The 23,029-nt window shown below is 53.4% G+C and carries 21 protein-coding genes and 1 pseudogene; 9 read left to right on the top strand and 13 right to left on the bottom strand.

The window, feature by feature from the left end:
• The first annotated feature begins 205 nt into the window (after positions 1-205).
• The gene (locus RUM8411_RS21180; RefSeq protein ID WP_085824722.1) at positions 206-412 is read left to right on the top strand and encodes a hypothetical protein; all 207 of its coding nucleotides are present in this window, start codon (positions 206-208) and stop codon (positions 410-412) included.
• A 27-nt stretch (positions 413-439) separates the two neighbouring features.
• On the opposite strand, the gene RUM8411_RS21175 is transcribed toward RUM8411_RS21180, so the two are convergent.
• Positions 440-1,441 carry a replication initiator protein A gene (locus RUM8411_RS21175; protein WP_085824721.1) on the bottom strand — a complete coding sequence of 334 codons (1,002 nt, stop codon included), beginning with the start codon at positions 1,439-1,441 and terminating at the stop codon, positions 440-442.
• A 399-nt stretch (positions 1,442-1,840) separates the two neighbouring features.
• Here RUM8411_RS21175 and RUM8411_RS21170 point away from each other — a divergent pair, with 399 nt between their 5' ends.
• Positions 1,841-3,253: an AAA family ATPase gene (locus tag RUM8411_RS21170; protein ID WP_085824720.1), complete on the top strand. Its 1,413-nt coding sequence runs from the start codon at positions 1,841-1,843 to the stop codon at positions 3,251-3,253.
• 95 nt (positions 3,254-3,348) lie between these two features.
• Positions 3,349-4,353, top strand: a complete 1,005-nt coding sequence (locus RUM8411_RS21165; RefSeq protein ID WP_085824719.1) for a ParB N-terminal domain-containing protein — start codon at positions 3,349-3,351, stop codon at positions 4,351-4,353.
• Between the two features lie 40 nt (positions 4,354-4,393).
• Here RUM8411_RS21165 and rfbA read toward each other — a convergent pair whose 3' ends face one another.
• The 4 genes from rfbA to rfbC are packed head-to-tail and all read right to left on the bottom strand — an operon-like array spanning position 4,394 to position 7,735.
• Positions 4,394-5,284, bottom strand: a complete 891-nt coding sequence (gene rfbA, locus RUM8411_RS21160; RefSeq protein ID WP_085824718.1) for a glucose-1-phosphate thymidylyltransferase RfbA — start codon at positions 5,282-5,284, stop codon at positions 4,394-4,396.
• Complete coding sequence (rfbD, locus tag RUM8411_RS21155; RefSeq protein WP_085824717.1) at positions 5,281-6,138, bottom strand: dTDP-4-dehydrorhamnose reductase; 858 nt, start codon at positions 6,136-6,138, stop codon at positions 5,281-5,283. Before rfbD ends, rfbA begins: the two co-directional genes overlap by 4 nt.
• A complete protein-coding gene (rfbB, locus tag RUM8411_RS21150; protein ID WP_085824716.1) occupies positions 6,135-7,172 on the bottom strand; it encodes a dTDP-glucose 4,6-dehydratase in 1,038 nt (345 codons plus the stop codon). The genes rfbD and rfbB overlap by 4 nt, the downstream gene beginning before the upstream one ends.
• Positions 7,172-7,735, bottom strand: a complete 564-nt coding sequence (rfbC, locus tag RUM8411_RS21145) for a dTDP-4-dehydrorhamnose 3,5-epimerase (protein WP_143534958.1) — start codon at positions 7,733-7,735, stop codon at positions 7,172-7,174. Before rfbC ends, rfbB begins: the two co-directional genes overlap by 1 nt.
• Before the next feature lie 340 nt (positions 7,736-8,075).
• On the opposite strand from rfbC, the gene RUM8411_RS21140 reads away from it, so the two are divergent.
• Positions 8,076-9,338 (top strand): nucleotide sugar dehydrogenase, encoded by a 1,263-nt coding sequence (locus RUM8411_RS21140; protein ID WP_306372980.1) that lies wholly within the window; start codon positions 8,076-8,078, stop codon positions 9,336-9,338.
• Between the two features lie 310 nt (positions 9,339-9,648).
• On the opposite strand, the gene RUM8411_RS21135 is transcribed toward RUM8411_RS21140, so the two are convergent.
• A complete protein-coding gene (locus RUM8411_RS21135; RefSeq protein ID WP_085824774.1) occupies positions 9,649-10,704 on the bottom strand; it encodes a tyrosine-type recombinase/integrase in 1,056 nt (351 codons plus the stop codon).
• Between the two features lie 242 nt (positions 10,705-10,946).
• Here RUM8411_RS21135 and RUM8411_RS21130 point away from each other — a divergent pair.
• Both RUM8411_RS21130 and RUM8411_RS21125 read left to right on the top strand, forming a co-directional pair.
• Positions 10,947-11,106: pseudogene (locus RUM8411_RS21130) on the top strand (IS6 family transposase); the annotation flags it as partial.
• A gap of 301 nt (positions 11,107-11,407) precedes the next feature.
• The gene (locus RUM8411_RS21125) at positions 11,408-11,698 is read left to right on the top strand and encodes a hypothetical protein (protein ID WP_085824714.1); all 291 of its coding nucleotides are present in this window, start codon (positions 11,408-11,410) and stop codon (positions 11,696-11,698) included.
• On the opposite strand, the gene RUM8411_RS22610 is transcribed toward RUM8411_RS21125, so the two are convergent.
• Positions 11,634-12,269: a hypothetical protein gene (locus RUM8411_RS22610; protein WP_143534957.1), complete on the bottom strand. Its 636-nt coding sequence runs from the start codon at positions 12,267-12,269 to the stop codon at positions 11,634-11,636. The two genes, RUM8411_RS21125 and RUM8411_RS22610, sit on opposite strands and share 65 nt — an antisense overlap.
• A gap of 264 nt (positions 12,270-12,533) precedes the next feature.
• Here RUM8411_RS22610 and RUM8411_RS21115 point away from each other — a divergent pair, with 264 nt between their 5' ends.
• Both RUM8411_RS21115 and RUM8411_RS21110 read left to right on the top strand, forming a co-directional pair.
• Entirely contained in the window at positions 12,534-12,734 is a 201-nt protein-coding gene (locus RUM8411_RS21115; RefSeq protein ID WP_085824712.1) for a hypothetical protein, read from the top strand.
• A gap of 363 nt (positions 12,735-13,097) precedes the next feature.
• Entirely contained in the window at positions 13,098-14,573 is a 1,476-nt protein-coding gene (locus RUM8411_RS21110; protein ID WP_085824711.1) for a hypothetical protein, read from the top strand.
• Here the strand turns inward: RUM8411_RS21110 and RUM8411_RS21105 are convergent, their stop codons facing one another.
• From RUM8411_RS21105 to RUM8411_RS21095, 3 genes are read right to left on the bottom strand one after another with little or no spacing between them, the layout of a single operon-like run.
• A complete protein-coding gene (locus RUM8411_RS21105; RefSeq protein ID WP_085824710.1) occupies positions 14,574-15,914 on the bottom strand; it encodes an NAD(P)/FAD-dependent oxidoreductase in 1,341 nt (446 codons plus the stop codon).
• Positions 15,892-16,314, bottom strand: coding sequence for a GtrA family protein (locus tag RUM8411_RS21100; RefSeq protein WP_085824709.1), 423 nt, complete (start codon positions 16,312-16,314; stop codon positions 15,892-15,894). The genes RUM8411_RS21105 and RUM8411_RS21100 overlap by 23 nt, the downstream gene beginning before the upstream one ends.
• Positions 16,315-16,325: 11 nt before the next feature.
• Positions 16,326-17,369: a glycosyltransferase family 2 protein gene (locus tag RUM8411_RS21095; protein ID WP_200818619.1), complete on the bottom strand. Its 1,044-nt coding sequence runs from the start codon at positions 17,367-17,369 to the stop codon at positions 16,326-16,328.
• A 381-nt stretch (positions 17,370-17,750) separates the two neighbouring features.
• On the opposite strand from RUM8411_RS21095, the gene RUM8411_RS21090 reads away from it, so the two are divergent.
• Positions 17,751-19,664: a hypothetical protein gene (locus RUM8411_RS21090; protein ID WP_085824708.1), complete on the top strand. Its 1,914-nt coding sequence runs from the start codon at positions 17,751-17,753 to the stop codon at positions 19,662-19,664.
• Positions 19,665-19,696: 32 nt separating this feature from the next.
• Here the strand turns inward: RUM8411_RS21090 and RUM8411_RS21085 are convergent, their stop codons facing one another.
• The 3 genes from RUM8411_RS21085 to RUM8411_RS22765 form a co-directional block, all read right to left on the bottom strand.
• Positions 19,697-21,355, bottom strand: coding sequence for a hypothetical protein (locus RUM8411_RS21085; RefSeq protein WP_085824707.1), 1,659 nt, complete (start codon positions 21,353-21,355; stop codon positions 19,697-19,699).
• Positions 21,356-21,635: 280 nt separating this feature from the next.
• Positions 21,636-22,349 carry a class I SAM-dependent methyltransferase gene (locus RUM8411_RS21080; protein WP_159453937.1) on the bottom strand — a complete coding sequence of 238 codons (714 nt, stop codon included), beginning with the start codon at positions 22,347-22,349 and terminating at the stop codon, positions 21,636-21,638.
• Positions 22,350-22,639: 290 nt separating this feature from the next.
• Positions 22,640-23,029, bottom strand: a 390-nt coding sequence (locus RUM8411_RS22765; protein ID WP_159453936.1) for a hypothetical protein, incomplete at its 5' end; no start/stop codon positions are given.

Here is a 23,029-nt window from a genome sequence, read left to right as displayed (position 1 = left end):
GCAAAAACCGGCTGCTTTTGCGCTTGTAAACTTCGAGTTCTTGCTAAATCAGGGTCTATACCTGCATTGTTGACCGCAGGTTAACCCGGAACGCCCAAATTTGGTCATAAAACCGGGACAGAGTGTGTGCTGAGCAGGAGCATTGCCTCCGATTAAAACTGATCCAGAGGTTCATTTAGAATCTGAACCGTAAGTGGAGGGTATGATGGTAATAGCTGTCATCGGGCTGGGTATCATGACCGGCATGATTACTGGCACCATAGCCCTGATTTACGGTTATTCCTTTCTGACAGCTCTGGGGGTTTATGCCCTATTCGGCAGCCTAACAACTACAACTGGCATTTTTCTGGCTTGCGCCTTCCGGACTGTACGACGGTTCTGGATTCGCCGTCGGCACGCCTATCCCGGCTGAATATTTCTGCCTTAGACCTGATATTCCCTATCCTGCTATCCGCTTTGTGACATAGCCAAGGAAGGCCTTTCCGGCATTCTTGAAAACCGGTCGCCCACTTGCAGCCCAATAGACCAGCCAGTCCGCCTCAAGGGCATAAACATCCCACCCCGGTGCCACAGCCCGGGCTTGTTCTAGGATTTCGGGGGACAGTTTTGGCCGGTCCGTTACCTCAATCACCTGCCCGCGGCGAGAAAAACAGATGATATCGCCGGGCTCCTCGGTCATCTCATAATCCGGCAAATGATCCGCTGCGATCATGTCCCGAATCATTTTTCGGAACACACGGCGCGGCGAGGCTGAGCCTGATTTCTTCAAAAGCGTCTCGACCGAAATGCGCCATTCCGGTTGTCGGCCGCAATGCTTGCGGGCCAGTTCGTACACGCGCCGCTCCAGTGGTTTGCGCAACCGGAAATAATCCTTGTGCAATGTCAGAACCGATTTCGCCAACACCGCCCGATACAACCAGTCCGACAATTTCACCCTAACGCTTATCATCCGTCCACCCCGACTACGGCGTACGATCTCCCAGTTTTCAATTAGGCCAAACCCACTGATCGTTTCGACCTCACCCGTCGCAATATTGGTGGTTATGCGGGTCCCTGCCAGCCGCTCGAACGCCTCTCTCAGCCGCTTGTATCCGTCGCCGGACGTTTCCCGGTTGCTCACGACCAGAAGATCATGTGCTTTGAGGTGCAGAACCTGACTGACCGCACGCCCCGCATTCAGGGCAGCCATCAACTGCGAGATACAGAAAATCAGAATGTCCTTGTCGTGGATCGTCGCCAGCCCGCGCACACTTGGCGTGACCGTGATCTCAACCCCGTTATGACTATATTGCAGAATTCGCCGGTCCGGACGTGTGGACAACGAAAACATCGGATGCTCCATCGAACCCAGATCGTCTTTGGGTAGCGCATCAAAAACATCACAGACAAAAAAATCCGCCGTTGGATGCCTGTCCGGCAACAGCGCATCTGCCCTGCTCATATCCTCTCACACATAGGTTTTGTTCGATTCTTTTTTCGTGGTTTTATTGACGCCAACCTAAAGTTATCCACAGAACCCGTAAACCCATCAGATCGTGGGACCAGAGTCACCCTTTCGTGGGATCAGAGTCGGGTTATCGTGGGATCAGAATCATGTTGCTCAGATATATTGGAAGAAAACCTTTTATAATTATGATCTTAGGAAAACTGCCTTCTCCCTGTAACTATATAATAACTAATTTTTAACTTAAAAAATTTCAGTCCATGTCAAAAAGGAGCTCTTCACCAAGGCATATTCAGCAGGTTTGCACAGAAAAAAGACCTTCTTGTTGCTAAAAATCTTCCATGTGATGCATTTCGTGATATATTATGAGAAAGGTAACACATAGGCAGAATTTCAATGCGAGCAGTCACGCGTGAAGGGCTCCCGCCCTATCTTAGCATTTCACCTGATACGGCCTTGGCAGAACTTGGAGATCCAACAGCAACCCGTGATTTTTCCGACATCGCGGAAGCCTGCGCTCGAGGGCGGACGGATCTTGCCAGCCGCGGATTACAAGAAGATGGGCAAAAAAAATTACGGATGTTCTCCACTTGGGAAATCACCAAGTACCTGATCCCAGTGGCCCCTGCCCATTTCCGGCGCGTGCTTAAAAACAATCCAGACCTGCCCCAAGGATCTTCCGAAACAGAGGGTGGCGCCAAATGGTTCACATTGGATGAGGTGCTGAGGCTCAGGGTATATTTTGCCTCTGAAGGTTCCAAAGCTAAAGAATATCGCCCTTATCGCCCCGAAAACATTCCTGCAAAGCTAGTTGCCGTTGCTAACTTCAAAGGTGGAGTGGGCAAAACATCCACCTGCGCTCACCTGGCAATGTCAGCTGCTTTGGATGGGTATAAAGTTCTAGTTATCGATCTGGACAGCCAAGGCTCTATGACGTCAATCTTTGGCGGCAAAGTTACCGATGAATGGCAAACAGTTTTCCCGCTTTTAGCCCGCCATTATGCCTCTCATTTACGGCGGGAAAATCAAGGAAGGATTGATCGCGGTGAGGCCCCTCACCCCATCGATGACACACTATCTGAAGCTCTGAAAACACATAGTGGGGACCTGATACAATCTACGCACTGGCCGAATATCGATTTAATTGGTGCCCAGCTTAATCTCTACTGGGCTGAATTTCAGATACCGGTTTGGCGCATGCAGGGCCGCAGTTGGAAGTTGTGGGAGGCCCTGTCAGATACACTGGCAGAAGATGGGGTGCTGGATGACTATGACATCGTCTTTCTCGATACACCACCGGCCTTGGGGTATCTGACAATCAATGGATTGTCGGCCTCGGATATCCTATTGGTTCCAATGGGTGCATCGTTCTTGGAGTTTGATTCAACCGGTAGGTTTTTCGACATGCTACACTCCACATTTCAGTCCATCGAAGAAGGCGAGAACATGGCCGCTCGCGCGCTCGGACGCCAGGAAATGGCGTTTGAATGGGATGCTGTGCGCACATTGATAACGCGCTATGACAGCAGCCAGCAGGCTGAGCTGGCAGGCTTGATGCAGGCCTATCTCGGACCGACGCTTTCGCCGCATTGGCAGGGCTATACCGCACTGATTGGTCAGGCCGGTGAACAGGTCAGAGGTATTTACGAAGCCGATTACCGTGATTTTAACCGGGAAACCTATGTGCGGGGGCGCGAAACCTTCGATGCGACCTACGCTGCATTCAAACGCCTTTTGGTAGGTATCTGGCGACGCGAAGAGCTTGGGCAACAGGCGGATGCACCTGCTGAGAAATCGGTCGGTTTGTAGGGTGAAACGTTTCGCGCGCGAAACAGAAGCGCTGTGGACAGGAAACTCAAGGCACGGAAATCAGAGGCGAAACCGGTGGGACAAGGAGAAATAATATGGTAAAGCGTAAACGACTGACCCCTGCCCGTCCCGACTATTTGGGTGAAACGGTGTCAGCGCTTGAAGCCAAGGGCGCGTCTCCGGTAGGGGCCAGACGTAATCCACCGCCAATCGCTCAGGTTGCCGGTGATACAGCAGCGCAGGCGGCATTGGAGGAGTTGACGGAAGAACTCCGCGCTGCGCGGGCTGATGGCCGTATGGTTCAGTCCCTGCCGCTCGAAATAGTGGATGAGACACATCTGGTACGAGATCGTATGGCGGTCGACGACACTGAGATGGCAGCCTTGACTGAAAGCCTCAGGATGCGCGGTCAGCAAACACCGATTGAGGTTATGGAACTGGAACAGGGCCGGTTCGGTTTGATATCTGGTTGGCGCCGTTTGAGCGCCCTCCGGGCGTTATTTTCTGAAACCGGAGAAAAGCGCTTTGCTACAGTTCAGGCACTGTTGAAACGACCAGAGTCAGCAGCGGATGCCTATCTGGCGATGGTTGAAGAAAACGAAATTCGGGTGGGGCTGAGCTATTATGAGCGCGCCCGGATCGCGGCACGGGCCGCAGAGCAGGGCGTTTATCCGGACGAAACTTCGGCGCTGCGTGCGCTCTTCGCATCGGCGAGCAGGGCGAAACGATCCAAGATAGGTTCATTTATGGTCCTGTATCACGAACTTGATGACTGCTTGAGCTTTGCCGCAGCCATTCCCGAGCGGTTGGGTCTGGCGCTGGTCAAGGCGTTGAAGGAAGATCCCCACATGGCCAAGCGGCTCACGGGGATCATTCAGCGCCACAAACCTCAAGCGCTCGAAGAAGAGGCTGTGCTCCTGAAGCAGGCGCTAGAGAAAAACAGTCAACCAGAGAAACAAGCGGAGAAACCGTTATCTGAAAATATCGGAGATATTCGAATGGATATCAGCCGAAACGGGGCCCGGTTGGTTCTTTCGGGGGAAGGTGTCTCGGAAAATTTTGCGGAGAAGCTGCGCGCCTGGCTGCGCGCTCAAGCCTGAGTATGTTTCGCGCGCGAAACACGATGTTCAAGGTACGGGTCTAGGTCAAAACGTCCTCGATGAGCCTTTTGAGATAACTGCCGTAGGACGTCTTGCCTAATCGCGCCGCAGCCTTTTCAATTTCTTCGGCAGTGACCCAGCCTTGGGCAAAGGCGATTTCCTCGAGGCAGCCCGCCTGCAGCCCTTGTCGGTTTTGCAAAGTACGCACGAAATTCCCAGCCTCAAGCAGCGAGTCGTATGTCCCGGTGTCCAGCCAGGCATAGCCCCGGCCGATGCGCTCCACCGTCAATTGCCGGTCTGCGAGATACAGTTCGAGCAGTGACGTGATTTCCAGTTCGCCTCTAGCTGATGGTGTGATTTCACGCGCCCGGGCGCAGGCCGTTCCGTCTAGGAAATAGAGGCCGGTTACCGCATAGTCCGACGGTGGTCTTTCCGGCTTTTCAACGATCTCATTCACGGTCCCGTCCGAGGCAAAGCCGACTACGCCGTACCTTCCAGGGTCAGCAACATGATACCCGAAGACCGTGGCACCGGACAGGCGCTGATCGGCAGCGGTTAAAAGTTTGGGCAGGCCGTGCCCGAAAAAAATGTTGTCGCCCAACACCATCGCTGAAGGCACACCTGCCAGAAAACCCTCGGCCAGCAGATAGGCCTGTGCCAACCCCTCCGGTGAAGGTTGTACCAGGTAGGTAAGCGACACACCCCATTGCGACCCATCGCCAAGCGCCCGTTGAAACTGACCCTGATCGTGGGGTGTTGTGATAATCGCTATATCCCGGATACCGGCAAGCATCAGGACTGAAAGCGGATAATACACCATCGGCTTGTCATAGATTGGCATCAATTGTTTGGATACACCGATTGTGATCGGATGTAGTCGCGTGCCGGACCCGCCCGCCAAAACGATACCTTTGCGCGTCGGTACATTCATCTCTGTGCCTCCATTTCAGGGACTACATCGTCCAGAATTTTGCGCCAGTCGGGCCGGTTCAGCCCGAAAGTGGTGGTGGTGCTGTTACAGGACAATCGGCTGTTGAGCGGGCGTTTGGCTGGGGTCGGATACTGCGTGGTCATGATGTCTTCGATGTGGGTTTGACGTTGAGTGCGCGCAACTATCGCGCGTGCATACTCGGCCCAAGAGACATCCGGAGAGCCAGAGTAGTGATAGATTCCGGCTTTTTCAGGGGCGGCTCTGAGGGTATTGGCGATTGTCAGGCATGCAGTTGCCAAAGCCGATGCGGGGGTTGGGCCGCCGATTTGATCAGCAACAATTGAAAGCTGATCTCGCTCGGCCGAAAGGCGTAGTATTGCATGGACGAAGTTTATTCCATCGGCGGAAAACACCCAGGATGTCCTGAGGATGACAGGGCACCCACCAGCTTGCAGAACAGCGATCTCACCTGCCCGCTTGGTCCGACCATAGGCTCCCAGAGGATTGGGTTGATCTTCGGGCGTCCAAGGAGATTGGCCCGATCCGTCAAAGACGTAGTCGGTTGAGACATGCACAAAGGGGATACCAAGGGTTGCCGCAGTACGGGCCATTACACCCGGCGCTGTTGCATTGATCAAATGGGCTGTTGCCTCATCTTCTTCGGCCCGGTCAACGGCTGTGTAGGCTGCTGCATTGATAATCGCCTTCGGGCGATACTCAAGGATCGCGTCGGCACAATCTTCCGGGCTTGACAAGTCTATGTCCGCGCGGCTAGGCGCGTGTGCCTGCGGTGACTGACGAACAAGCGCTTTGCCGAGCTGACCCGTCGCGCCAAAGATCAGAACGCCAGTCACACAGACCCCAATCTTTTCCCAACACCACCACGGGATAAAAGGGGGCGCCACCAGCTTTCATTGTCGAGAAACCAGCCCACTGTGCGGCTCAGACCCTGTTCCAGCGTGACAGAAGGACGCCAGCCTAGCTCTTTGCGGATACGGGACGGGTCAATTGCGTAACGCGCATCATGACCGGGTCGGTCCCGGACAAAAGTAATGAGATTGGCGTAGGGCTGCGGTCCGGGCCTCGCCCGATCCAGAAGCGCGCAGATCTGCTGCGCTAGTTCAAGGTTCGTCGCTTCGTTGTTTCCCCCAATGGCATAGCTGCGCCCAACGCTTCCTTTTGCGGCGACGGTCAGAAGCGCTTCGGCATGGTCCTCGACATACAGCCAGTCGCGTATGTTCGACCCGTCGCCATAGATCGGGACCGGTTCCCCGGCCAGTGCGCGCAGTATGATGACGGGGATCAGCTTTTCGGGAAAATGATATGGCCCGTAATTGTTGGAACAATTCGTCAGGAGGACAGGCAGGCCATATGTTTCATACCAGGCCCGCACAAGATGATCGCTGCCAGCTTTTGAGGCGCTATAGGGCGAGCGGGGATCATAGGGCGTGTCTTCGGTGAAATGCCCTGTGGCGCCGAGCGTTCCAAAGACTTCGTCTGTGGAAACGTGATGAAAACGGAAAGTGTCAGGGTGGCCCTGACTGACCCACCATTTTCGGGCGGCTTCCAGAAGTGTGTAGGTGCCAACCAGATTGGTTTGAATGAACTGATCGGGCGCATCGATGGAACGGTCGACATGGCTTTCAGCAGCCAGATTTAGAATCACATCTGGCGCGTGCTGGGCAATGGCATCGGCCATTGCAGACGGGTCACAGATATCGGCTTGGACAAAGCGATAGCCGGGCAGGTGCGAAACCGGCGCAACGTTGGTCAGACTGGCGGCATAAGTTAGTTTGTCGACGTTCAGGACATCGTGCCCCTCGTCGACCGCCTTTCGTACGACGGCCGACCCTATAAAGCCGGCTCCGCCGGTGACGAGCAGCCGCATCAGAACAGCTCCGGTTCAAAAGGTGAGGAGAAATCGGAAAATGCCACTGCCGAACCGTCTTTTTCGGAAACGATGGGTGCACCGGCGAGCGGCCAGTCGATCCCACAGCTATCCCATGCAATGACTCCGTCTGCCGCTGGCACGTAAGGGTGGGTGCATTTGTAGAAAACTTCCGTTTCGTCTTCGAGTGTCAGAAAGCCGTGTAAAAAACCGGCTGGAATCCAAATCTGTTTCCTGTTTTCAAACGACAGTTCTGTGGCCGTCCATGCGCCGTAAGTTTTGCTGTTCTTACGAATATCGACGGCCACATCCCAAATCCGCCCGCGCCCGCACCGAACCAGTTTGCCCTGGGCATAGGGCGGTGCCTGATAATGCAAACCTCGCAACGTGTTTAGGTGACTCGAGAATGAATGATTATCTTGGGAAAAATCCCGTGGCAAACCAGCTTGGACAAAGCGTTCCTGGTTCCAAGTCTCACTGAAATAACCGCGATCATCGCCGAACCTGGGCGGTGTGATGCAGATGACTCCGTCCAATTCGGTCTTTTCGATCAACAGATCCATCTGCTCAACAATACCTTACCTTAACAAACACCCGAACCCGCCGTCAGACTTGCTTGAAACGTTTTCTATTTCAAGCTTCGAAATCTGCCCGGTGCGGTGACATAACGTTACAATCCGTGCTTCCGGTCCAGACCTGCCGCATGGGGCTTATGCTTGCAGCAGAAGCTTTAATTGTCATCTGCGAACAGACGTCTATTAACGGTCTTTGGAAAAAGCTTCATGGCCTGCTCCAGACCTGTCTAATTTCAGCTATGCAACTTGGTGTGCTTCAATGAACGATTTTTCTTCGCAAACAGCCTGTTTGGACTCACTTTGTTTTAAGCTCACGGATAGATCCGCTGTGATTGGCATAGTTGGGTTGGGATATGTCGGCCAGCCTCTGATGTTGCGCTATTCTGAGATTGGATATCGTGTTTTGGGGTTCGACCTGGATCAGCAACGGGTTGATCAGTTGAACGGCGGCTATAGTTCGATTGAGCATATAGAAAATAGCCGCATTGAGGCGGCTGGGCAGAACGGGTTCGAAGCCACAACCGATTTTTCTCGTATCGCCGAGGCGGATGGGATCATGCTGTGTGTCCCGACACCTTTGAGCAAATACCGGGAACCGGATCTGAGTTTTGTTACCAACACATGTGACCAGATCGCCCCCTATCTGCGCGAAGGACAAGTAATTGCCCTGGAAAGCACCACATACCCGGGGACGACCAAAGAGGAAATTCTGCCCCGGCTTGAAATGAACGGTCTCAGGGTTGGTGAAAATGTGTTTGCGGTCTATTCGCCAGAGCGGGAAGACCCCGCCAATTCTAAGTTCACGACCAACACTATTCCCAAGGTTGTCGGGGGTCATACAGAAGCGTGCCTGAAAGCTGGTCTGGCACTTTATGATCAGGCTATTGATACACTGGTACCTGTCAGTTCCACCGAAACAGCAGAGATGACCAAACTTCTGGAAAACATTCACCGGGCGGTCAATATCGGTCTTGTGAACGAGATGAAGATTGTCGCCGACCGGATGGGGATCGACATTTTCGAAGTTATCGACGCGGCAGCAACCAAGCCGTTTGGCTTTACTCCCTATTATCCGGGGCCTGGCCTTGGGGGGCACTGCATTCCGATCGACCCCTTCTACCTGACATGGAAAGCCCGGGAGTATAACATCAACACCCGTTTCATCGAGCTGGCGGGTGAGGTCAATGCAGCGATGCCTGACTATGTTTTCGGCAAACTTGTAGGGGCTTTGAACGAATGTTGCAAACCAGTGCGTGGCAGCAAGATCATGGTGTTGGGTATCGCCTACAAGAAGAATGTTGATGACATGCGCGAAAGCCCATCGGTCGTTCTTATGGAAATGGTGAGGGACAATGGCGGTGTGCTGAGCTACTCGGATCCGCATGTTCCGGAATTCCCAAGAATGCGCAATCACGCGTTTGATTTGTCTTCAGAAGAATTGACCGCAGGGATTCTGTCCGAGCAGGACGCCGTTATTCTGGCGACAAACCACGATGTGTTTGATTACGACATGATCCTCCGCCATGCGAAACTTATTATTGATACACGCGGTGTCTATCGGGCCTCAAATGAACATGTTGTGCGCGCTTAGCCTCGTTCTTTTGTTTTCAGGGCGGGCTCGGTCCCATCTTTCTTAGTGTTTCCCAAGGGCTGATAATCAGTACGAGCTCTTGTGATCGACCACATATTAATTGACTTCAATCATAATTTTTAAAACAGGGCGGTTTCAATCTTGGTCGTATTGATAGTGTTCGCCAAAATCAATTCTGCAGTGCTCTCCCCATTACTTCATCCAAGAGAAAGCAAAATCATGAGGTGCGTAACCAGATTGTTGAGGGTTTGGTAACGAAAGACCGCGGCAATGTTTGCCAGAAGACAAAGGCTCGAGAACCTTCGGTTTTTCACCCCAACAGATCTGCTGCCGGGTTCTCGGCGATGTCCACATCGTCGTAGTATTTCTGTGCTTGGACCATGGAGCGGTGCAGGGACAGGCGCATTGCGGCCTGGATCGGAGCACCATCGAGGGCGGCCTGAGTCAGGAAGCCCGAACGCAATCCATGGGGCGAGGCAAAATCCTCCGGCAATCCCGCCAGCTTCAGCCGGTGCTTGACAATCTGATAAATCGCATCTGGGGACAGGCGGCGGGTCAGCACCCGATCGGCTTTGGAAATGGGGCGAAACAGAGGGCCGTCTCTTATCTGTGCAACCTCGATCCAATGCACCAGTGCCTGTGCCGCGCGACCCTTCAGGACAAGACGGGGAGTCTCGCCTTTGATCGTGGTCTTGGTCTCCAACAGCGACAACCAGACCAGCCCTTTGTCGTCGAATTCCTTGCATGACACATCCTCGCGCATCAGCCCGGTGATCTCGGACCGGCGCCGACCACCGCTGGCCCAGCCCAGCATCAGGATTGCGCGGTCGCGGCAGTCCTGGCGGCGCCCGCGGCAGGTCGTCAGCAGTTGTTCGAGGATATCGCGGGTAATTGGGTGCTGGGATTTCGGGGCAGGAGGGCGGGCCGCCGCTCGGCGGGCTTTGGAGCGAGCCTGTTTGACTTGCGGAGTGCCAAACGGGCTGGTCAGGTTCTTCATCCGATGGAAGGCCAGCCAGGAGGCAATGCGCCGGTCCAGCGTGGACGGGGCAGGGCAGGTAAGCGACTTGCGCAGGCCTTGCGCAATTAGCGCTTCCGCGGTTTCGCGCGCCACATCCGTTCCTGGTGCTTCATTCAGATCGCGCGCGTGATCAAGAATGAAGGCCAGCGCAGTGGCCTCGGCCTCAGGCCAGTCCAATGCAGTGCTGAATCGGGCGGCTTTCCAGGCCGTCACATAAAGCAAATCCCTCTCATAAGCCCTGAGCGTATTGACCGGCGTGCCGCGGATATAGAGATCACTCAGCCCCTCCTGATCGGCCTGCGAGAGAGCCGGGTAGGGGACGGGAAGGTATGGGGCAGGGGGCTTCATGGCAGCCATTCTGCGCGCGTTTCCCAGTGAAATCAATCAAACATGATAAGCGATACTTATCAAAAGTGATGGAGAGATCCTCAAAGTCAAGTATCTAACGCGCAAAAACAAGTTAAGCTGCACAGTACGAGCATTACGAGGTTGAATCCAAAGATGAAGTAAGATTCTGTCGCAATCTTTTGCCCCAACTGTCTGGTCCATTGTGACTCTAATGGAGGCGTACCAAAAACGAACAGGTGCGGATCGTAACGATCTCTTTCAAAGGCGGACATTTTCCAAAAAGGTGATCTTGCCGCAGTGTTCTTCTATCTGCGCTATTCAGTATCTTAGCGGGACTTGGAAGAAATCCTGGCCGAGCGTGGTGTTAAGGTAGATCACGCAACGCTGAACCGTTGGATCGTCTAGTACGCGCATTGATTGTCGACCAAGCACGTCGCCAGAAGCGAGTTTTCGACCCACATTCAAATCCCACAGTGCTCTGGGCTACCGACCACCAACCCCGGAAGTCTTCGTCCCGATGGACCAAAGGCCAACCATGCACTAACTTTCAATTTGGACCACTCAAGTGGGGCTGCTCAGCCCATGACGGGTATAAAATGGTCACGGTCAAAAAGCGCGACACGGAGACTGGCGAGGAAAGGACGATCGAAACCAAACGTCGCGCCTGGAAGGCCAGTGACATTGACTGCGCGCCACGCGAGAGGTGTCAGTTGAGACCGGGGTCACCGGTGTCATCGTGGAGGCCAAAGAGGCGCTTGTGAACTCCGACGATCCCCGCAGCAAGTCTTGCTATGTTGACATCAAGATCGACGGCAAGGATGAGCCGCAGCAGCTTTGGGGCACCGCCCTGCAGGATCTGGCAGGCGACAATCCGATCTCAGCCAAAACACCCTTGGCCGGTTCTCAGTTTGAAACCGCCGAAGGGGAGATTACGCAGGGATCCAGCGGCGGTGTCCCGTTAGGCGTGACTCGCGAACAGCCCCAATATATTTGAAGCCTAGCCGGCTCATATTTCGGGCTGGCGTTGTATTATATTCATGACAACTGCCGTAAAATGCCTCGATTCCATTGGCAATGCGCGCCCGCATTAAATCCGAAAGCAGCGAATAATAGAGACGACGGCCGCGAAACTCCGGCAAAATCACTGTCTGAAAAAGGATTTCGGCGTCCTCGGGCACATCATAGAAGAAATGTTCGGATTGTGTGTGATCCAGCCACCACATCAGACATGCCGGCTGTCCGTCCAGTTCGCCGAGCCAGCATCTGCGGCTTTGTCCGAACCAAGATTTTTGTCCCCATTCCAACCCCTCGGCCGGATCTTCGAGACGGACGCGTAAATGGTCTGGCATATCATCCCATCGGGTGATCTCACGGCAGTCGAGAACGGGCAAGTTGCTGGTGTCAAACTGCATTACATCGCGCGCATCGATGCGGAAAATGAGGAATTTCCGGCGCAGAAGGACATCGGCAACTGTCATCCAGAGCTGGCGAAAAAAGGTTCCCAACCCCCGCCGATAGGCACCGCGCAACAGGATGACCTTTTTCATCTGCATCATATTGCGCATTACTCAAGTTCTCCCAATCAGATGTGTGATCAAGTCGCGGGCCCTGAGGGCAGGGTGTTCAGTCGTTGAAAGCCATCATGCAGCGCTAGATTGTGCTCTCTGGCCTGAAAACGGGTCTGCCCCCGGTTGGCGCGAATATTCGTGAATTTGGAGTTTCGGGTCAGTCTTGTCAAATGTTTCCATGTACTTGGATCATGTTGCAGCAGGTGCTTTATCTGATTTTCACACAATCGCTGTGGCTATGGTGTTGATCGGAGCGCGACGATGAATGATGAGACCCTGGAAACAATTGAGGCCATATTGGCAAACCATTCAGAGGGCATGCGGGTCTATCTTCGTTCCAATTGGACTTATGATCCGGATGCTTTTCTCAGGCTCTATCTAGGTCATGGGTATTGCTATCAACCGGTTGATGGCTTCCCGAGCAAAGTCGATATGCTGTATCAAGCTGATACTGCGGGATGAACTGGTCAGCCGGGATTGTGATGGTGTTTAAAATAACTTTTATTATCAATATATTAAGTCAGTACATGGGCAACTTTATTTGTTGGAGTTGATCCCTTGAAAAAATCAGGAAATCTTGTGGATTCAAATCGCACCAGTCGATCACAGTTCCCTGCTCTTACGAGCATATAGTTTCGCGCAGGCAGCAGTGTTTATGTCTGGTTGCGGCTTGAAAGAAACCTGTGCGGGACCGGGTAATCGCGCTCTTGACGGTAACAGGGTATGAATCGTTAACTGGATTAGTATGGGTTTGTGTTAATTTGATATGGCTTAACGAGTGTTTTGGGCGAATATGTTTTTTATGCACAACAGGACCAGCGGGTTATGAAGACCTATATCCGGCAGGGCGGCGGCGGTCTGTTATTGGCGTCCTTCCTCTATCTGGGTTTGCCGAATGTGCTGTTTGCTGTTGGATGGTTAAAACCGCCCTATGCGCTTGGTTACACAATCGTCTGCCTTATCGGATTAGTGTTTCTGGTCGCCGGTACCCGCAGGAATTTTACACCTACTTCAGAGCTTGGCCGAACCCTGGGATATATCGTTCCTGTCTGCTGTGTGCTTGTGATCTGGATCGGATTTTCGGGAATTGGCGGCATCGGCTTCCAGAATACGGACTGGAACGCTCATAATAGTCTTTTCAAACATCTGATCGAAGAGGACTGGCCGCTTGTGCTGGGGGCGGATGACCCAAACCATGAACCTTTCTTCTATGTCTACTACGTAGCTTTTTATCTTCCGGCAGCTCTGGTGGGGAAAATATTTGGTTGGGGGGCAGCAAACCTCGTCCTTTTCTTGTGGAGCACTACCGGGGTCGTGATTGCAATATCCTGGTTTTTGAAGGTTCTCGATCTTCCCCTGACACCTTTCAGGTCGTTGTTGGCTGTACTTGTTTTTATCGCGTTTGGCGGGCTGGATATTATCGGCTGGTATCTGAGGCATGAAAATTTGCCCAACATGGGGGAACATCTTGAATGGTGGGCCAAGCATTTTCAGTATTCCGCCAATACCACATTACTTGTCTGGGTGCCGCAGCACACCATTGCCGCCTGGATTCTCACCGGCGTGACGATGTTCCATTCGATTTTCAGAATTCCGCCGCGCAGTTTCGGGCTGTTCGTGGCATTTAGCCTGCTCTGGACCCCGTTCGCAATTATCGGTGTGCTTCCATTCGTGGTGCTGGCCATCGTTTTATGGATTCGGGAAAATGGGGTCCGGGATGTTTTCTCGACTTCAAATTTCGTTCTGGCTCCCATCGTCGGGCTAACAAGTGCCCTGTTTCTTGCGTCAAACACATTCAGCTTTCCGGTTTCTTTCGGATGGTCGGGCAGGCCGGATTTCTGGCTCTTTTATCTGGTGTTCATGGGTCTTGAGGTGGCGGTGTTTTTCGTACCGCTCTATTGGTTGATGAAGGACCGAGGAACCTCCTACGTCTATACCCCCTGGCTGTGGACGTCGCTGGCCGTGCTGATTGTGCTGCCGTTCTTTCGGATGGGGTTTGCCAATGATTTTGTAATGCGAGGGTCGATCCCCGCACTATTCGTCCTGATTATCTTTATCGCCTACGGGCTGCTTGGCACATCTTTCAAGGCTCATCCCATCATGAAACCGGTATTGCTGGCCGTGGTTTGCGTGGGGGCGCTGACCGGCGGTTCAGAACTGGTACGTTCGGTCAAAAACTATACGTTTCCGCCCCCGGACAGCCAATCAGTGCAGAGCTTTCTTGAATTGCAGGTCAACCATGTTGCACAGCGCAAAGGGGATCCAGATTCTTTCTTCTTTCGGCAGGTTTCAAGAAACTGACTACGCAGCATCAGTGTGTGCCACTTCCAGTTGGCGCCGGATTTCCACAGCCGCGCGCCTGCCTTCCCGGATGGCATAGTTGGTGCCGCGGTCCTCGGGGTATACTTGCGCCATAGACGCAAGATACGTATGGGGCATTGGCGTCTCAAAGGCCGGGGTCAGTGACGAATAATGCCGGACCACAATTGGTTGCGCGTATTCGGCCGTCCACACATGCCGCTGTGTTACCCATTTTTCATCAAAGTCGGGGAACATGCGCTGAAGATGCGGGAGCGCGAATTCAAAGGCTTCATCCGCGCTCATCGAGTATAAAGGGTCGTCCACCGGCAGGTATTTCGACAGGTAAATGATATGCCGGCCACCATAGGATTCTGTTGGCTCAAAATTCGTATGTTCAATGATTCCGACGAACGGAAAGGACGCGTCGTTGACGTTCGTCCAATAAAGGCCTGACAGGCTGCGGGTCATTTCGAGGATCAGGCAGACATTCCCCAGATATTTTATTTTGTTGAGCTTTTCTTGGTAGGAAACCGGTGTCTCATCTTTCAGCAACTGGCCCGCGATCGGCAGGGGCACCGTCAGCAACGCCGTTTTCGCCGAAACCGGTCCATCTGCTGTTTCCAGAACCACACCCTGTGCGTCGCGCTTGATGCGGGCGACGTCGACGCCCGCAGCGACTGTTCCGCCATGCCGTTGTATATAGGCCGCGACCTCACGGGCAAGTTTGGCAAACCCACCGCGAAAATAGGCCAGTTGTTCGGAGCCGCCAGCGCCACGACTGCTTCCGCGCAGAGCCAGTTTGTTCCAGAACCAGACAGCTGAGATTTCATCGGCATATTTTCCGAATTTACCAATCAGAAGGGGTTCCCAGATGACCTCAAAGACATTTTTGCCGAACAGGCGCGTCAGCCACTCCTTTGCAGTCAGGTCTTCGAGGGCGTGCCAGTTCTTGATCCGTCTCACAAAAAGCGTGGCAAAGCCGGTGCGGATTCTGTCGTGAACCGGAATCGCGCCAAACCGCAACAGATCCCCTGGTGTCGATAGCCGGAACCGCTTACCAGCGTAATACATACCGGTATTCGACTCTCTGAGAATAATCTGATCTTCAACGCCGACCTGTTTTGCCAGCGCGTTGACATGCGTATCGCTGGTAAACCAGTGATGGTAGAACCGCTCAAGCTCGTAGCCGCCGACATCGAAGCCCGCAGCCAGCCCGCCCAGTTCGGTCTCTTTCTCAAGAATAATGACGGAATGTCCCGCCCGGGCCAGTTCGGCTGCCGCGGCCAGCCCTGTGAAGCCTCCACCGATAATAGCGCAATCAAACGTCTTTGATTTTGTCATGAGGCTTCCTTTGTGAACCCGTTGGCTGAAACGTAATGCGAGAATTCAGGGTGTATTGTACGGCTACAACAACCACGACCGAGGCGGCCTTGGCCATGACTGGGTCCACACTCAGGGCATCAACCAGAACAATCAGGACCGTCATGGAACAAAGATATCCGATACCGGCAAAAGCCATAAACGCGGCTAGTCGGCGTATGGGGGCGTCAAGAACGCGGAACGTGATGACGCGATTCAGGGCGAAGCTCAGCAATGTGCCAGACGCGTATCCGGCAACATTTGCGGCATGGTGCCAGACGCCGGTCGTCACGAGAAACGCGTAAAGGACGAAATCCAAGGCGGCCCCGCCACCGCCGCATAAGACGTAGAGGACAAATTGGCGGAGCTTCGGTGGCAACATTTCCCAGCTTTTCAAAGCGAAACCTCTTCTGGGATGGTACTCTGCTGCCGGTCACGGAACTGCTGAGGCCCCAGAACCTCTAGGACCAGAAAGAGCGGGCGTTGCTTCGCCTCCCCATAGATGCGGCCTATGTACTCGCCCATGATTCCGAGAAAAATGAACTGCAGGCCCCCTATCATGAGGGATGAAATGAACAGAAGGGTCCAGCCGGGAACCCAGCTGTCGGTCATAAGCCGCGCCGTAACCGCGTAGATTATGCCGACGAGAGCCAGCAGCGACAGTATCAGCCCGACAAAAGAGATAAGCCGGAGCGGGATGACTGAAAACGAAACGATCCCGTCCAGAGCAAGCGCGATCATTTTCCGCAGCGGATATTTGGACGTGCCTGCAAATCGCTTTGATCGTTCATAGGGGAGGGCGGTTTGGTGAAAGCCGACCCATGTGGTCATGGCTCGTAGTAATCGGTGCCGTTCACGCATTTGCCTGAGCGCACCAACTGCGCGGCGGTCGATCAATCTGAAGTCGCCAGCATCAAGTGGCAGCGGGACTTCGGACAACGTGTTGATGAGGCGATAGAAGGCGCGGGCGGTCCAGAGCTTGAAGGAGGACTCTCCCTCCCTGGAGGTACGGACGCCGTAAACGACATCATATCCTTCTTTCCACTTCTCGACCATTTGGGGGATCATTTCCGGAGGGTCCTGCAGGTCAGCATCGATCAGGACGACGGCATCCCCACCTGCATAATCGAGACCCGCAGTCGCTGCGACCTGATGGCCGAAATTTCGGGACAACCGGATGACGCCGATATTTTCGGATTGCTCCTGAATGTCGCGCAGGTACAGCGCGGTCTGATCTGAGCTTCCGTCGTCTACATAGATAATCTCGAAATCAAGGCCGGCATCGCTAAGGACGGCTGCAAGGCGCTTGTGCGTGTGGAGAATAACTTCTTCTTCGTTGAAGCATGGAACAACAACCGAAATGACCGGAGATTTCGGACGGCCTGGGTTCAGTGCACCCCGGCGATCATTCAGGCCCGAAATGGCCGTATCCATCATCTCTTAACCCTTATGAACAAAAGAACTGGTCAAAAGCTTAGGCGCTTAACCCTGATATTTCCACGTTGTTTGCTGCACAGCAGGGTGTATGGAAGGGTCTGCTTGTGTTCAATCTCGATATTTTGAGGTCAGTGTTTCCAATTTGGCGCTATCTGGTGCGGGTTGTGGCAGACTCGGCTTTGGGAGCGTCGCTCTTTCCGGTACATTTGCCAGAGTGGTCATTTGATAGCAGCGGGAGGTTTCAGAGTTTTAGTACGCCTGGGATGGAAGTTCGAGCGTCTGAACGCGCAGCGCTGCAATTCGTGCCACTGATGCGTGGCGTGGGGTTTGCAGAAATTCTGTTAATTTTGACCCAGGCTGTTTGTTTTTTTAGGAACCGTTATGAACAGATTTCCACAGACGGCGTTTGTGTTTTTAGGGTGGTTGGCAGGTTACATAATTCTGGTTCACTTCGTTCCGCGGGCAATACCGACCGAGAGTGCAACCGCAATTGTTAGTGCGGCTGCTGCGCAGGGATATAACGCGCCCGTGGCATACTGGGTCGCGCTGATCTGGTCGGTGATTATTCTCGTGGTGTCTGCAGTGTGGGCCCGCAAGACGCAGGCGGTACCTGATCCGTATGTGCCTCTTGCGCGCGGGCGACTGATCCCGATCGAATTGCTCATCGTTTTCGGGATATTTGTACTTGCCTATTTCCCGGCGTTTCTGGCGCGTTACGGGCCCTTTAACGAGGACGAAGGCTTTATCATGGTGTTGTTCCGGATGGCCTGCGGTCAGGTTCCGTTCCGGGATTTCGAATTCCTGTATGGGCCTCTCATGCTGTATCCGATGTGGGGCTGGACGAAAGTATTCGGTGTATCCATGGAATCCTATTTTGGTTTCATGGCCCTTCAGGAAGGGTTGCAATTCGCGTTGCTGATGGCGGTATTGCAGTTGACGGTAAAGGACAGATGGTGGCGATATTGCATTTTTCTGCTGCTCCTGCCGTTTCTCATCAATACTCTGCTTGGCCCGAACTGGAGCGCCTTGCGGCGTCTGGTGCCAGTGTTCGCGCTTTTGTTGGTGGCGTACCGCCCATTTGACATGCGCGCAAACCTGGCCGTTGCGGTCATGGCCGGTTTGCATCTGGCTTATTCGCATGAATATGCGGCGGCCACTTTGCTGGGCATCGGCACCATCTACGGGATGCTTCTGTTCGGACAGCATCGGCGCGAGGCATTACGGTCCGGGCTTGTAATCGCGATCAGCGCTGTTTTGATCTGGGTTTTGTCGATCAGTTTCATGCTTGGCGAAAACTGGCGGTTCTATCTTGATACAGCAAGGCAGGTCACAGGTGTCATGTCGCAGGGCCATGCCGCCTTCGAATTCTACTGGACTGTCAATTCAGTCGCACAGATCGCCCTTCTGGCTATGGTCTGCATGCTTGTAGGGACAACTATCGTGCAGGTTCGGGGCGAGATGCGGGCCGGCGATCTGTATCTGGCCGGTGGGCTTGTCTATGCGCTGGTTATTCTGAAAAGTGGTTTGGCGCGAGCGGATCACTGGCATTTTTCAGCACCCTTTCTGGTTCTGTATTTCGCGTTCCTGCTGAACCTCCCGACGCTGGCGACCCGTATGAGCGCGACCATGCGGCGCGGCGCTGTTGTGCTGATCGGGATTACCTCATTCACATATCTCATTGGCATATACCCAACGGCGCATCACTATATGCAAGCGTATCTCAGGGGAGCCCAAGACGTTTTGACCGGAGTGCCCACTGCCGATATCGATCCGAGCAATTTCCGGGCTCAGAGCGTTCAGTTCGAACGTACGACGGCCGACCCCGATATCGTTGCACTTGGAGGTTTCCTGGCGGCTCCGACGCAGGCACCCATGCCCGTCTTGTTTCATGGTAAAACCTGGTTCCTGTCGAGCCACGCGGGCATTTGCCGGCAGGACTATAAACATGATGACATCATGTATTCCGAAATTGAACGCCCGGAACGTGATTTTCTCGAGCAAAATCCTGATGCGCTCGTGGTGATGTTCAGAAGCGACTATGAACGCATCTATGGTTTTATTGACCCCGACAGTTCCGTCAGGGACTGGCCCTGGCGGCGGGTGGAAAAGCTGGCGCGTTGGACGACGACAGTTCACCGTCAGCAGCGTATTATCGAAGGCAAGCTTCTGAACCGGGCAAGAGACAATGTAACGGGCCGTTATATTCGCGACCATTATCAGGTTCTGACTGAGTTTGGTGTATATATGGTGCTTGCTCCTGCCGTGTCCGGGAATTCGGCTTTGTATGGGAATTGACACGCCGGTGGGGGATGCGGACGTATCTACATCTATTGCCAGTTGGTGGGTAAATCATCCGGCATCGCGCATAACGCCAGCAAGCTGCCGGGCGCGCTCTGTGTTTGACAAACCCGTCCGTCGGCCTCGGCAATTCCGATGAACCGGTCAAGCCCGTTAGGGACACGTGTTTCGGACAGATAATGGGTGAACAGTAGCCAGACGGGTTCCTGTCCCGCAAGGGCAGTGGCCGTTTGTTTGAAATACTCTTCGCTTGTCAGGCGATTTTGACTCTCGCGAGCAGCAAGCATCCATGACGACGTGGTGCTTTCATGAGGAAGGAGCCCGATCACCTTTGCATTTGGGTTCAGAATAAGATCCGAGCGCAGAGTGCGTACACTTGGTTGTGCGCCATAATAAATCCAAAGCGGTGCGGGAAATTCGTCGATGCGGGCAAGGTGTTCGGATACCTCGGCGTTTTTGAGGTCGCCGGATCGCAGGACCGCCGCGCCGCATATCGCAAGCATGATCACACTCAGCACAACCGGAACGAAGGCTTGCGCATTTAGCCGTGCCAGGATGAATTCGACAACCCTGACCACCCCAAGGGCAAAACATGGAACGACAAATGGGGTAAGAAACAGGAAATGCCGGACCGAAGCGATTGGTAAGATATGGGCGGTATTGGCGACCAGGATTGTGAGAATACCTGCGCTCAATCCGCCGGCCAGAAATTTGGATCGTCCCCAGAGGGTCAGAAACCCAATCAGGCTGATGAGCAGGCAAATCAAATGAATGATGGTTATATACTGGAGGAGACCAAGCGAAAAAATCAGCTCGTTAAGATAGGCGGGCGCAACCATCAGATAGAAAACCCTGAGGATGTTTTTTCCCGCATACAGGTTGTGGTCGGAGAAGGGGGACGCAATGGTCAGAAAGACGGCGTCATATCTGTTGGCATAGGCCATCTGATCAAGGACCGTGATGGGTCGCGTGAAATACAGAAAAAACAATAGGCAGCATATTACAGCCATCAACCCCAGGACTGTCAGCCGCAGAAGGTCCCGTCTTGCCTGTGGGCTGGTCCATTCCTGCCTCGGATAGCGCGAGAGGGTCGCAACCAGCATACCGCCGCCGGTGGCCGCCACGATAAACGGGGCCGTAAAGGCAAAGATACTAGTGAGCAGCGTAACGCCCAGAAAGGCCGCGACCCGGCGTCCATCCGGATTTTTCAGATAGGCTTGCCCGACCCACATGAGAAGACACGAGACCAGAAAGGCATTGACGTAGTTTTTGGGATTGGTCGTGAACAGCAGAGCCTCGTTTGGGGCGGCGATAAGGGTCAGGGCCAGGGTAGCCTCCCATATCGAAAATGACTGGCGGAGCATGTGGTATAAAATGAAGTATCCCAAACATGCAGCTAGCGCTGCCCAGATGCGGATGGCATGAATCCGGGTAAGCCCTTCATTCCCGAAAACGTTTGAGACCAGATCAAGTAACGCCACCGATCCCAGTGCTGTTGCTTGTTCAAAAAGGGGCAGTGGTTGAAAATAGCTGTGTAGGGATTCCAATGGAAAATTGGCCATCAGCATCGCCTGATCGAATCCGGGATCCCGACCATCAACGATGGCGATAATCCGGCTGATGATAATCAGCGCAAAGACGACGATGGGGAGATATCGTTCATAACGGGATATGTGTAAAGAAGACATGGCAGTAGTTTATACCAGATTGCAGTGAGAAGCCGCCTAAACGCAAAGACCGATTGCGGTTAGTGGGCGCGGGCTGGTCAAAGATATTCGTTCAGCGCGTTTGTTAGATGTTTGAGGGCAGCATGATCACTGTCGCACCAATTTGGCCGACAAATGTGTGTCTGGAGCGGATCTGAGAAACGGCAAGAGTTCGGATGTTTCCAGCGCTTTGTCTGAGAGCTTTTCGAAGATATTAAATCCATTTTACGCTCCCACATTCGGAGTATTGGCAACGATCTGATTATCGGCGTGTCACGATAATGGCGTAGGACGAATAAAAAGACCAACTTCTGCGGGCACAAAGACGCGAGAGCCAGTTGTCGAGCTGCCGTAAGCCAAAAAGTTTATCGTAATAGTGATGGCCATAGTATTCGTAGACTTCGACATCGGAAAACCCGATATCGGCCAGGGCGTTGCGCATATAACGCGTTGAACCGCGGCACAAGGAATAATAGGCGGGAAATTTGCCGGTGTTCTGCTTATCGAAACGCTGCGGTTGCAGCAGTTGAACTGCCTTGCGAGTTAGCCCTTCGGGCAGCATCCAATTGATCAGAAACGGAGAGGCAAAAAGTGTCGGGACTAAATGAATGGCCACGCCCCCTTCATTCAGAAGCTGGTGCATGTTTTTGTGAAACTGTTTTCCATCCGGCATGTGCTCGCCACAGAATTTCGACATGATCAGGTCGAATGTCTGGGTCACATGGGCAATATCTCCGCAGGCATCGATCTGGAGCGTGTCAAACTCATCGGAAACATGATCCAACTCTTCCGCACTAATGTCGCTGATGGTAAACGACGTTATGTGGCTGGGTAAGGGTCGGTCACTGGTCGAGCGACTGGTCGTTCCCCCAATCTCCATGATGCGGCGGGTTTTTTCATCCTGAATGGATGCCCAAACCGCTTCCAGATAATCCTGCCTGCAATTCAGGTGCCAGCGCATTTCCGATTGTATCACTCGTACCTCCGCAACCAAGCGAGATGCCGGCGTCATCAGTAACAGTTGATGGCCAGGCAATTAAGGGAATCACCGGCCCATTGGGAGCAATGCGCACGGGTTAGAGAATTTCAAACCGCTAAAACTGTTTGATTGGCCTTTCAGATGACAACACAACACATGGAATTTATCGTCTGAGGTGAAGGCGTTTTGCAATGTGTTTGTTCGGAAAAGCTATGGGCGGAATACGAAAGCCGCACCCCGCCCATAAATTCATGATCAATTTTTGAAATATTCAGCGACTTATTCCGTCAGCCAAACAAATCCTCATGGAAAAACGTCTGGCTACCGAAGTCTTCTGCATCGTTGTCGTTTGCAAAACGGCTGTCCCCTTCATCCCGGGTGGAGCGCCAGTTGCTTTCGAACGACCAGTGCTTTTTGCGACCGCTGTTGAAACCGAAATCGAAATCGGTATCGCTCGACGCAGAATTGTCATCGGTGTCACTTGCAGCGAAATCGAACTGCTCAGTGTCATGAGACGTGTCCTTGCGATTGGATCTTTCCGATAACCAGTCGCTATCGGACAGTCTTACAAACTGCGCGAGGAAGCCGCCAACCGACCATGAGGGCAGGGTTGCAAACCCAGAATCGGCGTCCTGGTTTTTGTCACCCGCATCGGAACCCGTATCGGTATCGGCGGG

This window comes from Ruegeria meonggei (assembly GCF_900172215.1).
In the GTDB taxonomy this organism is placed as follows: Bacteria; Pseudomonadota; Alphaproteobacteria; order Rhodobacterales; family Rhodobacteraceae; genus Ruegeria; species Ruegeria meonggei.
The sequence above is the reverse complement of the archived record's forward strand: the minus strand, read 5'-3'. Positions and strand labels throughout refer to the sequence as shown.

Bases quoted from the DNA above. Each gene is read 5' to 3' on its own strand.
- RUM8411_RS21180 (WP_085824722.1), top strand. From the start codon at position 206: ATGGTAATAGCTGTCATCGGGCTGGGTATCATGACCGGCATGATTACT.
- RUM8411_RS21175 (WP_085824721.1), bottom strand. From the start codon at position 1,441: ATGAGCAGGGCAGATGCGCTGTTGCCGGACAGGCATCCAACGGCGGAT.
- RUM8411_RS21170 (WP_085824720.1), top strand. From the start codon at position 1,841: ATGCGAGCAGTCACGCGTGAAGGGCTCCCGCCCTATCTTAGCATTTCA.
- RUM8411_RS21165 (WP_085824719.1), top strand. From the start codon at position 3,349: ATGGTAAAGCGTAAACGACTGACCCCTGCCCGTCCCGACTATTTGGGT.
- rfbA (WP_085824718.1), bottom strand. From the start codon at position 5,284: ATGAATGTACCGACGCGCAAAGGTATCGTTTTGGCGGGCGGGTCCGGC.
- rfbB (WP_085824716.1), bottom strand. From the start codon at position 7,172: ATGCGGCTGCTCGTCACCGGCGGAGCCGGCTTTATAGGGTCGGCCGTC.
- rfbC (WP_143534958.1), bottom strand. From the start codon at position 7,735: ATGGATCTGTTGATCGAAAAGACCGAATTGGACGGAGTCATCTGCATC.
- RUM8411_RS21135 (WP_085824774.1), bottom strand. From the start codon at position 10,704: ATGAAGCCCCCTGCCCCATACCTTCCCGTCCCCTACCCGGCTCTCTCG.
- RUM8411_RS22610 (WP_143534957.1), bottom strand. From the start codon at position 12,269: ATGCGCAATATGATGCAGATGAAAAAGGTCATCCTGTTGCGCGGTGCC.
- RUM8411_RS21115 (WP_085824712.1), top strand. From the start codon at position 12,534: ATGAATGATGAGACCCTGGAAACAATTGAGGCCATATTGGCAAACCAT.
- RUM8411_RS21110 (WP_085824711.1), top strand. From the start codon at position 13,098: ATGAAGACCTATATCCGGCAGGGCGGCGGCGGTCTGTTATTGGCGTCC.
- RUM8411_RS21105 (WP_085824710.1), bottom strand. From the start codon at position 15,914: ATGACAAAATCAAAGACGTTTGATTGCGCTATTATCGGTGGAGGCTTC.
- RUM8411_RS21100 (WP_085824709.1), bottom strand. From the start codon at position 16,314: ATGTTGCCACCGAAGCTCCGCCAATTTGTCCTCTACGTCTTATGCGGC.
- RUM8411_RS21095 (WP_200818619.1), bottom strand. From the start codon at position 17,369: ATGATGGATACGGCCATTTCGGGCCTGAATGATCGCCGGGGTGCACTG.
- RUM8411_RS21090 (WP_085824708.1), top strand. From the start codon at position 17,751: ATGAACAGATTTCCACAGACGGCGTTTGTGTTTTTAGGGTGGTTGGCA.
- RUM8411_RS21085 (WP_085824707.1), bottom strand. From the start codon at position 21,355: ATGTCTTCTTTACACATATCCCGTTATGAACGATATCTCCCCATCGTC.